This window comes from Pseudomonas sp. NPDC087029, from assembly GCF_044745345.1.
Lineage (GTDB): Bacteria > Pseudomonadota > Gammaproteobacteria > Pseudomonadales > Pseudomonadaceae > Aquipseudomonas > Aquipseudomonas faucium.
In genome coordinates, this window is the sequence record NZ_JBIVAB010000008.1 from 145,243 (window position 1) to 158,670 (window position 13,428).

The window sequence follows — 13,428 nt, forward strand, 5'->3', positions numbered from 1 at the left end:
CGGCAGTCTGTGGGGATCGGTGCGCTTTCAGTGGCTTTTGCGCTCCAGGCGCAGGGCTTCGGGGCTGTCCGGCAGGCGCTCGACCACGCGCAGACGCTCTGGCGCCTGGCTGTCGCGCCAGGCCTTGAAGCGTGCCAGCTCATCGGCCACGGTCTTGAGCACCCAACCGAGCACGGCGATGTCATCGAGGAACCCTACCCCCAGCAACCAGTCGGGAATGGCATCGATGGGGCTGACGAAGTACAAAAGGCCAGCGACGATGGTCACCAGCGCCTTGGGGCTGATTGCCCGGTACTCACCGCGCCACCACGCCAGGCACAGCGCCTGCAGCAATTTGACGTCATCACGCAGCTGGCCCAGGCGCGGCCCTTTGCGGGCCACGGCGAACAGCAAGGCCGGCAACCGGCCACGGCTGAGCAGGCGCTCGGCCAAGGGCAGGAAGCGGGCGAAATTCCAGGGTGCGCTCATGGAGCCTCCAGCAGGGGTTAGGTTATCCACATTTATTGTGGATAACCTTGTGAACAGGGCGAAGTTTCTGACGCCAGGTGCCCATAAGGCAAGGGCCCCGGTCAGATCGGGCGTTTTTTACACAGCGGTTAAAGCCGCGCAAACGATTTGCGCCGCCAGCCCGCCGCAGCTTCACACCGTCCTTGATCGGACAGCCGCACCGCCCCGGGGTTCGTTACAGGCCGCTGGCACAAACAAAAACGCCCCGTCGAAACGGGGCGTCTTGCCGACCTGCCGTGCTTACTTGGCAGGTGCTTCAGCGGCGGCGTCACCTTCCGGCGCGTCACCTTGCAGCTGGCTCGGGTCCTTGATGGCGATCAGTTCCAGATCGAACACCAGCACCGAGTTGGCCGGGATCAGCGGGCTCGGGCTTTGTGCGCCGTAGGCCAGCTCAGCCGGGATGAACAGCTTGTACTTCTCGCCAACGTGCATCAGCTGCAGGCCTTCGACCCAGCCCGGAATCACGCCGCTGACCGGCAGGTCGATCGGGCTGCCGCGCTCGACGGAGCTGTCGAACACCTTGCCATCGATCAGCTTGCCTTCGTAGTGGACAGTGACCACGTCGGTCGGCTTGGGCTGCGGGCCGTCGGCCTTCTTGACCACTTCGTACTGCAGGCCCGAGGCGGTGGTGACCACGCCTGGCTTCTTGGCGTTTTCTTCGAGGAATTTCTTGCCGGCGCTGGCCGCTTCTTCGCTGGCCTTGGCCAGACGCTCTTCGGCGCGCTTCTGCAGCGAGGTGAAGGCTTCTACCAGCTCTTCATCCTTGATGCGCTGCTCTTTCTTGCCAACGGCGTCTTCGATACCGAGGGCCACGGCTTTGGAATCAAGGTCTTCCATGCCTTCCTGGGCCAGGCTCTTGCCCATGTTCAGGCCGATACCGTAGGAGGCTTTCTGTGCCGGAGTCTTCAGCTCGGGGGTGCTGGCTTGTTGGTCACAGCCGGCCAGTACCAAGCCTACCAGGGCAACCGCAGCCGCCAAACGATGCTGTTTCATGCTATTTCCTTGTTCATGCGCCATGTGGGCAATCAGGGTAAAGCCGCGAGCTTATCAGGCGGCCATTACCAATGGCTACCGGCATAAGAGCGGGTTCTGGTAAGGAAGTTCAGTACTTAAAAGCTTATTCATCCATAGGCCGCAGCCATTGGCCAGTATTGACCCTTCATCGCGGTTTTGCCTGAAATTTGTGGCTATTCATGTCAGGCAGTTCTGAGCCCCGCTGGATCAGGGATACAGCCCATCACGGTACTGCGCTGCCACCTCACGCAACACTTCGCACATCCATTGCCCCGGCGCGCTCTGCGGCAACGCTGCATTGCGGCAGATGCCCACCGAACCGCCGGGCTCGCGCACGCCCAGGTCCAGCTCGGCCAGCTCGCCCCGGCGCAAGTCGAGCAACACCGCATCGCGCGGCGCCACCCACACCCCATCGCTACCCAGCAGGTAGCGACGGCTCAAGGCCAGCGACAAGGTCTCCAGGCGCTGCGCCGGCATCTGGATGCCGCACTGCACGAACAGGCTGTCGGCGTGCTGGCGGATGGTGGTGCCCGAAGGTGGCAGCACCAAGGGGTAGCGGCTGACCTGTGCGCGCTCCACCGGCAGCTTGGCCAGCAATGGATGGCCGGGGCGCACCACCAGGGCCATCGATTCGCTGTACAGGTGCTCGAACGACAAGCCCTGGATCTGCGGGCTGTCGGTCATGCGCCCGACCACCAGCTCCAACTCCCCCAGGTGCAGCTGGCCAAGCAGCTGTGCGCTGACCCCGGTGACCACGCTGATCACCAGCGCCTCGTGGCGCTGATGCAGGCGGCACAGCACCTCGGGCATCAACAGGCCTTCGACCGTCGACAGCACGCCGATGCGCACCTGGGACGGCGCCCGCGCCTCGCCCCTCAGGCTGCTCACGCCATCGCGCAGGGCCTGCACGCTGGGCCCGGCATAGCGCATGAAGCGGCTGCCGGCGGGGGTCAGCACCACACCCTGGCGGCCACGTTCGAACAGGCGCGCCTCGAGCAGGTCCTCGAGCTCCTTGAGGGTCTTGGAAATCGCGGGCTGGCTGATCGCCAGAATATCGGCGGCCCTGGCCAGGCTGCCCTGCCGGGCAATCTCCAGGAAGCACAACAGGTGGCGGTACTTGATGCGGGTATCGAGGTTCATGCCGGCAAGCTTAACGCATGCACCCGCTGTGGATCAGCTGCGGTGGCAGGCCGCCGGCCTATGGCGCTATGCTGGAGCCATTTCCAGCTAGAGCTACTGCCCCCATTCCATGTCCCAGGTGATCCTCAAGACCCCCGCCCAACTCGACCTGATGCGCAATGCCGGCCACCTGCTGGCCCAGGTTTTCGCCGACCTCGACAGTTTCATCCGCCCCGGCGTGACCACCATGCAGATCAACGACCGCGCCGAGGCGTTCATCGTCCAGACCCTCAAGGCACGCCCGGCCAGCAAGGGCCAGTACGGCTTCCCCTACTCGCTCAACACCTCGGTGGACCATGTGGTGTGCCACGGCATGCCCAAGGTGGATGAAGTGCTGCAGGAAGGCTCGATCATCAACGTCGATATCACCCTGGAACAGGGTGGCTACATATCCGATTCGTCGAAAATGTACAGCATCGGGCAGATCGGCGATGAAGCCCGGCGCCTGGTCGACACCACCTATGACGCATTATGGAAAGGCATCGCCCAGGTGCGCCCCGGCGCGACGCTGGGCGACATCGGCCATGCCATCCAGGCTCATGCCGAGGCGGCGGGCTACAGCGTGGTACGCGAGTATTGCGGGCATGGCATCGGCCAGCAGATGCACGAAGGCCCCGAAGTGCTGCATTTCGGCCAGCGTGGCATGGGCATGAAGTTGAAACCGGGCATGGTGTTCACCATCGAGCCGATGATCAACCAGGGTGGCCGCGGGACACGGACGCTGAAGGATGGCTGGACCGTGGTTACCCGCGACCACAGCCTGTCGGCGCAGTGGGAGCACACGGTGGCGGTGACCGAGGATGGGGTCGAGGTGCTGACGTTGCGCAAGGAAGAGCGCCGAGGCTGAGATTGCCGGCGATGAGGCCAGCGCAGAAACAAAAAAAGCGACCCTAGGGTCGCTTTCTTTGTGGCTTCCGGGTGTTCAGTGGGCCCTGGAAGCGGAATATGGCGCAGCGGACGGGACTCGAACCCGCGACCCCCGGCGTGACAGGCCGGTATTCTAACCGACTGAACTACCGCTGCGCTATTCAACGAGTGGTGGGTGATGACGGGATCGAACCGCCGACCCTCTGCTTGTAAGGCAGATGCTCTCCCGGCTGAGCTAATCACCCTTCGTCTCGGTGAGGCGCGCATTCTACGTAAGGTTTGGCATTCCCGCAAGCCGTCAGCGCATCTTTTTTTACGCTCGACAACATACGAAATGCACAAACAAAAAAAGCGACCCTAAGGTCGCTTTCTCTGTTACTTCCGGGTGTTCAGTGGGCCCTGGAAGTGGAATATGGCGCAGCGGACGGGACTCGAACCCGCGACCCCCGGCGTGACAGGCCGGTATTCTAACCGACTGAACTACCGCTGCGCTATACATCGAGTGGTGGGTGATGACGGGATCGAACCGCCGACCCTCTGCTTGTAAGGCAGATGCTCTCCCGGCTGAGCTAATCACCCTTCGTCTCGGTGTGGCGCGCATTCTACGGAGGGGTTGCTACCCTGGCAAGCACTTTTTTCAACTTTTTCAAAAAAAATCTCAGCCCTTTCAATAACCTAGCTTCGTCGCCCCTTTCATTCCCTCCATAAGCGCTGCTGGCCCTATGACAGGGCTGGCCTGGAACGGCTGCTCGGAGAATAATGCCCGGCTTATGCCTTAAGGAGAGATTGCCCCCCATGTGGTTCAAGAACCTGCTGTCCTACCGCCTGACCCAGGATGTCCCCTTCGAGGCTGAAACGCTGGAAGCTGCCCTGGCCAGCAAGCCGGCTCGCCCCTGCGCCAGCCAGGAGCTGACCACCTATGGTTTCGTCGCCCCCTTCGGCAAGGGCGAAGACGCCCCGCTGGTGCACGTCAGCGGCGAGTTTCTGTTGATTGCCGCACGCAAGGAAGAACGCATCCTGCCCAGCAGCGTGGTCAACGATGCGGTGAAGGAAAAGGTCGAAGAGATCGAGACCGAGCAGATGCGCAAGGTCTACAAGAAAGAGCGCGACCAGATCAAGGACGAGATCATCCAGGCCTTCCTGCCGCGTGCGTTCATCCGCCGCTCGATGATCTTCGCCGCGATCGCCCCACGCCTGGGGATGATCCTGGTCAACTCGGCCAGCGCCAAGCGCGCCGAAGACCTGCTGTCGACCCTGCGTGAAGTGATGGGCTCGCTGCCAGTGCGCCCGGCCACGGTGAAAATCGCCCCGAGCGCGACCATGACCGACTGGGTCAAGTCGCAGCAGGCCGCCGAAGGCTTCTATGTACTGGACGAATGCGAACTGCGCGACACCGCTGAAGACGGCGGCATCGTGCGCTGCAAGCGCCAGGACCTGACCGGCGAGGAAATCCAGCTGCACCTGAGCACCGGCAAGGTGGTCACCCAGCTGGCGCTGGCCTGGCAGGACAAGCTGTCGTTCGTGCTCGACGACAAGATGGTGATCAAGCGCCTGAAGTTCGAAGAGCTGCTGCAGGAGCAGGCCGAACAGGATGGCGGCGATGAGGCCGCGCAGCAGTTCGATGCCAGCTTCCTGCTGATGATGATGACCTTCAGCGAGTTCCTGCCGGTGCTGTTCGAGGCACTGGGTGGCGAAGAGATTCCGCAAGGGGTCTGAGCCAACTGATCTGCCCAATCGCCGGCAAGCCGGCTCCCACAGGCTGTGCTGTACCTGTGGGAGCCGGCTTGCCGGCGATTGGGCACCTGAAAATCACCAAGAACAATAGAAAAGGACTTGCCCATGCGCGCCCTCGCCGCCCTCAGCCGCTTCGTCGGCAACACCTTTGCCCTTTGGGTGCTGGTGTTCGCTTGCCTGGCCTTCGTGCAACCGCAATGGTTCATCGCCCTCAAGGTGGCGATCGTGCCGCTGCTGGGGCTGGTGATGTTCGGCATGGGCCTGACCCTCAAGCTCGACGACTTCGCCGCCCTCGCCCGCCAGCCCTGGCGCGTGGCGCTCGGGGTGGTCGCGCATTTCGTGATCATGCCGGGCATGGCCTGGCTGCTGTGCCAGCTGTTCCAGCTGCCAGCGGAAATTGCCGTGGGCGTGATCCTGGTCGGCTGCTGCCCGAGCGGCACGGCGTCGAACGTGATGGTCTGGCTGTCCAAGGGCGACCTGGCACTGGCCGTGGCGATCGCCGCGGTGACCACCCTGCTGGCACCGCTGCTGACGCCGGCGCTGATCTGGTTCCTGGCCTCGGCCTGGCTGCCGGTATCGTTCATGGACATGTTCTGGTCGATCCTGCAGTTGGTGATGCTGCCGATCGTGCTCGGCGTAGTGGCGCAACGCGTGCTGGGCGCGCGCGTGCAGCTGGCGGTGCAGGTGCTGCCGCTGGTGTCGGTGGTGAGCATCGTCATGATCGTGTGCGCGGTGGTGGCGGCCAGCCAGGCGAAAATCGCCGAATCGGGGCTGCTGATCATGGCGGTGGTGATCTTGCACAACAGCTTTGGCTACCTGCTGGGTTACCTCACCGGCAAGTGCTGCAAGCTGCCACTGGCCCAGCGCAAGTCGCTGGCGCTGGAGGTGGGCATGCAGAATTCGGGGTTGGGGGCGGCCTTGGCGGCGGCGCATTTCTCGCCGCTGGCGGCGGTGCCCAGTGCGCTGTTCAGCGTCTGGCACAATATTTCCGGGGCGCTGCTGTCGACCTGGTTTCGGCGGATGGACGCGCCTGAGGATGCGTTGGAAGGCAGGGAACCCGCTCGGGATTGATGCTGGCTGTTCAGGCCCTATCGCCGGCAAGCCGGCTCAGGCTTGCCCGGCAATCGCCAAATGTGCACCATAGTGCCCACTGTGAGGACGGCCTCACGACGCAGCGCGTGACCACTCCGGGGACGGCCCCATCATTGAAACGATGGAGACTCACACATGTCCTGGATCATCCTGTTCTTCGCCGGCCTGTTCGAGGTTGGCTGGGCGGTCGGCCTCAAGTACACCGACGGCTTCACCCGCCCCCTGCCGACCATCCTCACCGTGGGCGCCATGGTCATCAGCCTGGGCCTGCTGGGCCTGGCCATGAAAGAGCTGCCGCTGGGCACCGCCTACGCCATCTGGACCGGTGTCGGTGCAGTGGGCACGGTGATCGCCGGCATCATCCTGTTCGGTGAATCCATGGCCCTGATTCGGCTGGCCAGCGTGGCGCTGATCGTCACCGGCCTGATCGGCCTGAAAGTCAGCGCCAGCTGACGGCTCCCGCCTAACGCAGGTCGCCGCGCAGGCGGCTGACCTGCTCGCGCAACAACTCCGGTTGCGCCGCCTCCACCGGGATGGCGGCGCCCGCGACGATGGTCACCCGCGACCACAGCCGCTTGAAAAAGCCCTTGCCGGGGTCGCGACTGAAGAAGCTGCCCCACAAGCCCTGCAACGCCAGCGGAATCACTGGCACCGGGGTTTCTTCGAGAATGCGGCTGACGCCCCCCTTGAACACATCGATCTCGCCATCACCGGTCAGCTTGCCTTCCGGGAAGATGCACACCACCTCCCCCGCCGCCAGGTACTCGGCGATGCGGGCGAAGGCGCGCTCGTAGGTGGCCGGGTCTTCACTGCGCCCGGCAATCGGGATGGCGCCGGCCGTGCGGAACACGAAGTTGAGCACTGGCAGGTTGTAGATCTTGTAGTACATGACGAACCGGATAGGCCGGCGGATCGCCCCGCCAAGCAGCAACGCATCGACGAACGACACATGGTTGCACACCAGCAGCGCCGCGCCCTCGTCGGGGATGCGCTCAAGGTCGCGATGCTGCACGCGGTACATCGAGTGGCTGAGCAGCCAGATCAGGAAGCGCATGGTGAACTCGGGCACGATCCTGAAGATGTAGGCGTTGACCAGCACGTTGAGCAGCGACACCACCAGGAACAGCTGCGGGATGCTCAGGTCGGCCAGCCCCAGCAGGACCATGGTCAGGATCGCCGAAACCACCATGAACAAGGCATTGAGAATGTTGTTGGCGGCAATCACCCGGGCACGCTGGTCTTCGGCGGTGCGTGCCTGGATCAGGGCGTACAGCGGCACGATATAGAAGCCGCCGAACACGCCCAGGCCCACGATCGACAGCAGGATCCACCAGGCCTGGCTCATGCCCAGCAGCGCCAGCCAGTCGTGCGGGGTTGCAGCCGCCGGCACATCGCCGGAATGCCACCACCAGAGCAGCCCGAACAAGGTCAGGCCGAACGAGCCGAACGGCACCAGGCCGATCTCCACCTTGCGCCCGCTCAAGCGCTCGCACAGCAGCGAGCCCAGCGCGATGCCCACCGAGAACAGGGTCAGCACCAGGGTCACGACCGTGCTGTCACCGTGCAGCCAGTCCTTGGCGTAGGCCGGTATCTGGGTCAGGTAGATGGCGCCGACGAACCAGAACCACGAGTTGCCGACGATCGAACGCGACACCGCCGGGGTCTGCCCCAGGCCCATGTGCAGGATCACCCACGACTGCTTGAAGATGTTCCAGTCCAGCCGCATCTGCGGCGATGCCGCCGCCGCGCGGGGGATCCAGCGGCTGGCGAGGTAACCGAGCACCGCCGTGCCGACCACGCCGCCTGCCACCACCGTGGCGTAGCTGCTGCTGGCCATCATCACCCCGGCACCGATGGTACCGGCGAGGATGGCCAGGAAGGTGCCCATTTCCACCAGGCCGTTGCCGCCGACCAGCTCCTCTTCGCGCAAGGCCTGGGGCAGGATCGAGTACTTCACCGGGCCGAACAGCGCCGAGTGGGTGCCCATGCCGAACAGCGCCACCAGCATCAACGCCAGGTGGTCGCTGACGAAGCCCAGCGCGCCCACGGCCATGATGGCGATTTCGGCCAGCTTGATCGCGCGGATCAGTGCGTCCTTGGCGTACTTCTCGCCAAACTGCCCACCCAACGCCGAGAACAGGAAGAACGGCAGGATGAACAGCAGCGCACAGAGGTTGACCCAGATCGAGCGGTCGCCGTCACCGAGGCTGAGCTTGAACAGGATCGCCAGGATCAGCGACTGCTTGAACAGGTTGTCATTGAACGCGCCCAGCAGCTGGGTGATGAAGAACGGCAAGAAGCGCCGCTTGCCGAGCAAGGTGAATTGCGAGGGGTGACTCATCGTCCTTGTTCCTGAGTGACTTTTGTAGTTGGAGGCACGCAGGCCGCCGCAAGCCACAAATCTGCACGGGAAAGGCCAACCCTGGCAAGCCGCAAAGCCCTGCCGTGTCAGTCGGACCAATCGCCGGCAAGCCGGCTCCCACAAGTACAACAGCGCCCCTGTGGGAGCCGGCTTGCCGGCGATTGGTCCAGCAAGGGCACCACATCAACCAAAGCCGAACAACCCCCGCGCCGTGTCCACCAGCAACGCCCGGCGCAGTTCAGCCGAACAGCCCAGCGCCTCGAACTGCTCGACCACCGCAGCAAAGCTCACCGCCGCCTCATGCTGGGTATGCGGCCAGTCGCTGCCCCACATCAGCCGCTCGGCGCCGTAATGCGCCTCCAGCGCACCCAGTGCCTGGCGGGCAAAAGCCAGGTTCTGCAGCACCGTGCCCTCCAGCCGATAGATGCCGGACACCTTCACCCAGACCTTGCCCTTGCCGCCGAGGGTGAGCAACTCGGCAAACCCTGGCTGCCCCAGGCCAAGGCGAGCATCGGGCCGGCCGAAATGGTCGATCACAAGGTCCAGGCCATAGGGCTCCAACGCCCGCACCAGGGTTGGAATGTCCGCCACCTGGCGGTGCAGCTCCAGGTGCCAGCCCTGCTCGCCAATGCGCTCCAGCAACGGCCGCCACTGGGCAGCGGTGAGGTCAGGCAGGGCCTGGCCCATGAGGTTCAGGCGCACACCCTTGACCCCCAGGCGGGCCATGTCGTCCAGGGCCTCACGGCCGACGCCCTGCTCGAGCATCACCACCCCGCGCAGCTGCCCCGGCGCGGTCTGCAGGGCGCTGAGCAGGTAGCGGTTGTCGGTGCCCAGGAAACTCGGCTGCACCAGCACGCCATGGCTGAACCCGTGGCCCTGCAGCTGGGCCAGGTAGTCGCCCAGCGGGGCGTCGTAGTTCGGCGCGTAGCGGCGCCCGCTGGCCAGGTTCAAGCCGCGGCTGAACACGTGGGCATGGCTGTCGATGGCGGTGATCGGTGAAGCGGTGGCGTTGGGCATGATGTTCAATCGAAACAAGGTCCAGGTTACTTGGCTGCAGCGCAGGCCACGGTCGGCGCCGGCGTGGCTTCGAGGGTGCGGCCGCGGGTTTCCGGCAGGCACAGTGCGGCGAGCATGGCAACGCCGTAGGCGATGCCGGCGTCGATGCCGATCGCGCTGCCCAGCGACATGGATTCGCTCATGTGCCCGACCAGGAACGGGAACACCGCCGACAGTACGCGGCCGAAGTTGTAGCAGAAGCCGACCCCTGCCCCGCGCACGTCGGCCGGGTACAGCTCGTTGAAGAACGAACCGAGGCTGGCCGGGATGCCGGCGGCAAAAAAGCCCAGCGGGAAGCCGAGGAACAGCATCTGCGTGTTGGTCAGCGGGAAGAACACATAAGCCTGCACGGTCAGCACGCAGCACAGGGCGAACAGCAGGATGTTCTTGCGCCGGCCGATGCGGTCGATCAGCAGGCCGCTGATCACACAGCCGCACCAGAAGGCGAAGATGATCACCGCAAGGTAGCCACCGGAGTTCAGCACCGAGAGGTTGCGCTCGGTCTTGAGGAAGGTCGGCAGCCAGGTCATCACCGCGTGGTAGCCGCCGTGGGCACCCAGGCCCAGCAGGCCGCCGAGCAGGGTCACGCGCAACAGTTCGGGGCGGAAAATGCCGGCCATGGACTTGAAGAAGCTGCCGGGGATGGCCTTTTCCTGCTGCCGCCGCTGGAAGCTGTCGGGCTCCGGCACGTTGCGCCGCACCCAGATGATCAAAAGCGACGGCAGCAGGCCGACGAAGAACATCACCCGCCAGGCGTAGTCCGCCGGCACCAGCGAATAGATCAGCGTGAACAGCCCGACCGCCAGGCCCCAACCCACGGCCCAGGCGCTCTGCACCGTGCCCATGACCTTGCCGCGGTATTTCGGGTTGATGGTCTCGGCCATCAGCACCGCGCCGGCGGCCCATTCACCACCGATGCCGAAGCCTTGCATGGCCTTGACGAACAGCAGCGGGTAGAAGCCGGTGACGAACGCCGAGAGGAAGGTGAAGAAGGAGAACCAGAGGATCATCCACTGCAAGGTACGCACACGCCCGTATCGGTCCGACAGGGCGCCGCCGAGCCAGCCGCCGATGGCCGACGTGACCAGGGTCAGGCCGCTGATCAGGCCGGCATCGGCCTTGGTCAGCGAGAACGCGGCAATCAGCGCCGGGATGGCCAGGCCGAACATCTGCACTTCCAGCGCATCGAGCGACCAGCCGCCGAAACAGGCCCAGAACGTCTTGCGTTCCCGTGAAGTGATCTGGCGATACCAGCTGAACATGATTGTTATCCTTCTAATTGTGGGTATTACGGTCGGGCGCGCCGAAGCTCTGGGCACGCTGGCGACCGGGCAGGCGAAGCCACCGCGCCGTGGCAGGACGGCGCAGATGGGTAAACAGGGCGAAGCCGGCGGTTCAGCGAATGTCGATGCGGTAGCGGAAGTGCTGCGCATGGCCGCGCGAGCGGCGCCATTCCAGTGGTTTGCCGGCGTAGTCGCGGGCCAGGCGCTCGATCACCACCACCGGGCTGTCGGCCGGCAGTTGCAACAGGCGGCCATGCACCGCGTCGACCGCTTCGGCGGTCAGGGTCTCTTCGGCGTAGGCGACCACCTGGCCGCACAGCTCCTCGTAGATCGGATACAGCAGCGGGCCCTTGCTCTGCAGCTCTACCTCCAGCAGCGGCTGGAAGGTCTGGCGCGGCAGCCAGATCTCCTCGGCCAGCACCGGTTGTGCGCCGAGCAGACGGGTACGGACGATGCGGATGACTTCGGCCTCGGCGGCCAGCCCCAGGGCCTGGGCTACCGCAGAGGGCGCCGGTACGGGGTCGATGGAGAGGATGCGGCTTTGCGGCATCACCCGTTCGCCATTGGCGGACTCGAAGCGGAAGAAACGGAACAGCGAAGACTGGAACTGTGGGCGGCGTATGAAGGTGCCACGGCCCTGCTGGCGCTCCAGCACGCCTTCGGCGACCAGCACGTCGACCGCCTTGCGCACGGTGCCGACCGACATGTCGAATTCGCTGGCCAGCGCGGCCTCGGTCGGGATCGCCTCGCCTGGGCGCCAGCGGTTGTTGGCAATCTGCTCGACTAGGTGGTCGCGCAGTTGTTGGTAGCGGGGCAGTCGAGCATCACCGGACAATGGGTGCATGGGTCTCGCTCTCGTCTTGTTATCTAAACATATATATGAATTTTCCGAGAGTATTCCCCGTGGGTGGCGGGGTGTCAATCCTCCGCTGGTCGCCGATTTCGTGGCGCGCCCATCGCCGGCAAGCCGGCTCCCACAGCCAGGCCACAGCCTTTGAAGTGCTGGAGCACCTGTGGGAGCCGGCTTGCCGGCGATGGGCTGCGCAGCAGCCGCCCATGTCTTATGCTCAGCATCGGCAACCTCCCACAACAAGGATGTGGCAATGCTCGCCGCCCTCAAGCACTACCCCGCAGCGGTACGCCTGCTGTTGGCCACCACCTTCATCCTGACCCTGGCCCGCGCGCTCACCCTGCCCTACCTGGTGGTCTACCTGGCCGACACCTTCCAGCTCTCGGTCGGCCACATCGGCCTGCTGATCGGCGGCGCCCTGATCGTTGCCTCGCTGCTGAGCCTGTATGGCGGGCACCTGGTCGACACCCTGCACAACCACAGCCTGATCAGCGCCAGCACGCTGCTGTTCGCCCTGGCCTTCGCCGCCGCCATCGCCAGCCGCTCGGCGCTGCTGTTCTTCCTCTGCCTGGTGCTGATCAACCTGACCCTGGCCGTGGTCGACATCGCCGCCAAGGCTGGCTTCTGCGCGTTGCTGCCGGTGGAGCGGCGCGCCGAGGTGTTCGCCATCAAGTACACCCTGAGCAACGTCGGCTATGCCGTCGGCCCGCTGCTGGGGGTTGCCATGCTGGAGATGGACGAACACCTGCCTTTTATCGCCTCCGCGCTGATCGGCCTGGGCATGTGCCTGGCCTACTGGCGCCTGGGTGATCGCGGGCTGCAGGCCCCGCCCGCACAGGCCGGAGCCGGCTTCGCCCAGGTGGCGCTGGGCCTGGCAGGCGATCGGCGGCTGGTGTGCTTCACCCTCGGCGGCGTGCTCAGTGCGGTGGTGTTCGGGCAGTTCACCGCCTACCTGTCGCAGTACCTGGTGGTGACCACCAGCGCCAGCGAGGCGGCGCGCCTGGTGGGTTACCTGGTAACCACCAATGCCGTGACGGTGATCGCCCTGCAGTACCTGATCGGCAGGCGCATCAGCCGCCAGCGCCTGATGCCTTGGCTGATGGCCGGCATGGCCTTGTTCATCGCCGGCCTGCTGGGTTTTGCGCTGGCGGGGTCGGTGCTGGCCTGGTGCCTGGCGATGCTGGTGTTCACCCTGGGCGAGATCATCGTGATTCCTGCCGAGTACATGTTCATCGACCTGATTGCCCCGGAGCATCTGCGCGGGGTGTATTACGGGGCGCAGAACTTGTCCAACCTGGGGGCGGCGCTGGGGCCGGTGATGGTCGGGTTTGCCTTGGGGCTGTGGTGGCCGGGGGTGATCTTCTATCTATTGGTGATGTCGGTGCTGCTGGCGGGGGTGTTCTATTGGCTGGGTACGCGACGCAATTGATGTAGCCTGCGCTGGCTGAAGCCGCGCCTACAACCATCGTCGGCGCTGACGAACC

The 13,428-nt window shown here is 64.7% G+C and carries 12 protein-coding genes and 4 tRNA genes; 5 read left to right on the plus strand and 11 right to left on the minus strand.

The features are described 5' to 3' along the window. Window positions 1–27: 27 nt before the first annotated feature. The 3 genes from ACIPG5_RS15325 to pcaQ all read right to left on the minus strand — a co-directional run bounded on the left by ACIPG5_RS15325 (window position 28) and on the right by pcaQ (window position 2,661). Entirely contained in the window at window positions 28–468 is a 441-nt protein-coding gene (locus ACIPG5_RS15325; RefSeq protein WP_176517924.1) for a YkvA family protein, read from the minus strand. Between the two features lie 279 nt (window positions 469–747). Next, on the minus strand, window positions 748–1,500 hold the full coding sequence (locus tag ACIPG5_RS15330) for an FKBP-type peptidyl-prolyl cis-trans isomerase (RefSeq protein WP_176517925.1): 753 nt from the start codon (window positions 1,498–1,500) through the stop codon (window positions 748–750). A gap of 228 nt (window positions 1,501–1,728) precedes the next feature. Next, the gene (gene pcaQ / locus ACIPG5_RS15335) at window positions 1,729–2,661 is read right to left on the minus strand and encodes a pca operon transcription factor PcaQ (protein WP_401376080.1); all 933 of its coding nucleotides are present in this window, start codon (window positions 2,659–2,661) and stop codon (window positions 1,729–1,731) included. Window positions 2,662–2,770: 109 nt separating this feature from the next. Here pcaQ and map point away from each other — a divergent pair, with 109 nt between their 5' ends. After that, entirely contained in the window at window positions 2,771–3,547 is a 777-nt protein-coding gene (map, locus tag ACIPG5_RS15340) for a type I methionyl aminopeptidase (protein WP_401376083.1), read from the plus strand. A 99-nt stretch (window positions 3,548–3,646) separates the two neighbouring features. Here map and ACIPG5_RS15345 read toward each other — a convergent pair. The 4 genes from ACIPG5_RS15345 to ACIPG5_RS15360 form a co-directional block, all read right to left on the minus strand. Next, window positions 3,647–3,723, minus strand: a tRNA-Asp gene (locus tag ACIPG5_RS15345). A gap of 13 nt (window positions 3,724–3,736) precedes the next feature. Beyond that, window positions 3,737–3,812: transfer RNA gene (locus tag ACIPG5_RS15350), tRNA-Val, on the minus strand. Window positions 3,813–3,980: 168 nt separating this feature from the next. Further along, window positions 3,981–4,057: transfer RNA gene (locus ACIPG5_RS15355), tRNA-Asp, on the minus strand. Between the two features lie 13 nt (window positions 4,058–4,070). Beyond that, a tRNA-Val gene (locus ACIPG5_RS15360) sits at window positions 4,071–4,146 on the minus strand. A gap of 216 nt (window positions 4,147–4,362) precedes the next feature. On the opposite strand from ACIPG5_RS15360, the gene rdgC reads away from it, so the two are divergent. The 3 genes from rdgC (at window position 4,363) to sugE (ending at window position 6,846) form a co-directional block, all read left to right on the plus strand. Further along, the gene (gene rdgC, locus ACIPG5_RS15365; RefSeq protein ID WP_176517928.1) at window positions 4,363–5,283 is read left to right on the plus strand and encodes a recombination-associated protein RdgC; all 921 of its coding nucleotides are present in this window, start codon (window positions 4,363–4,365) and stop codon (window positions 5,281–5,283) included. 123 nt (window positions 5,284–5,406) lie between these two features. Continuing rightward, entirely contained in the window at window positions 5,407–6,372 is a 966-nt protein-coding gene (locus ACIPG5_RS15370) for a bile acid:sodium symporter family protein (RefSeq protein ID WP_401376086.1), read from the plus strand. 156 nt (window positions 6,373–6,528) lie between these two features. Further along, the gene (sugE, locus tag ACIPG5_RS15375; protein WP_176517930.1) at window positions 6,529–6,846 is read left to right on the plus strand and encodes a quaternary ammonium compound efflux SMR transporter SugE; all 318 of its coding nucleotides are present in this window, start codon (window positions 6,529–6,531) and stop codon (window positions 6,844–6,846) included. A 10-nt stretch (window positions 6,847–6,856) separates the two neighbouring features. On the opposite strand, the gene ACIPG5_RS15380 is transcribed toward sugE, so the two are convergent. The 4 genes from ACIPG5_RS15380 to ACIPG5_RS15395 form a co-directional block, all read right to left on the minus strand. Continuing rightward, entirely contained in the window at window positions 6,857–8,734 is a 1,878-nt protein-coding gene (locus tag ACIPG5_RS15380) for a 1-acyl-sn-glycerol-3-phosphate acyltransferase (protein WP_401376089.1), read from the minus strand. 204 nt (window positions 8,735–8,938) lie between these two features. Beyond that, a complete protein-coding gene (locus ACIPG5_RS15385; RefSeq protein WP_401376092.1) occupies window positions 8,939–9,772 on the minus strand; it encodes an amidohydrolase family protein in 834 nt (277 codons plus the stop codon). A gap of 26 nt (window positions 9,773–9,798) precedes the next feature. Further along, a complete protein-coding gene (locus ACIPG5_RS15390) occupies window positions 9,799–11,073 on the minus strand; it encodes an MFS transporter (RefSeq protein ID WP_176518258.1) in 1,275 nt (424 codons plus the stop codon). A gap of 133 nt (window positions 11,074–11,206) precedes the next feature. Continuing rightward, window positions 11,207–11,938 carry a GntR family transcriptional regulator gene (locus tag ACIPG5_RS15395; protein WP_176518259.1) on the minus strand — a complete coding sequence of 244 codons (732 nt, stop codon included), beginning with the start codon at window positions 11,936–11,938 and terminating at the stop codon, window positions 11,207–11,209. Window positions 11,939–12,197: 259 nt separating this feature from the next. Between ACIPG5_RS15395 and ACIPG5_RS15400 the strand changes: the two genes are divergently transcribed. Next, window positions 12,198–13,373, plus strand: coding sequence for an MFS transporter (locus ACIPG5_RS15400; RefSeq protein WP_286915250.1), 1,176 nt, complete (start codon window positions 12,198–12,200; stop codon window positions 13,371–13,373). Window positions 13,374–13,428: the final 55 nt, after the last annotated feature.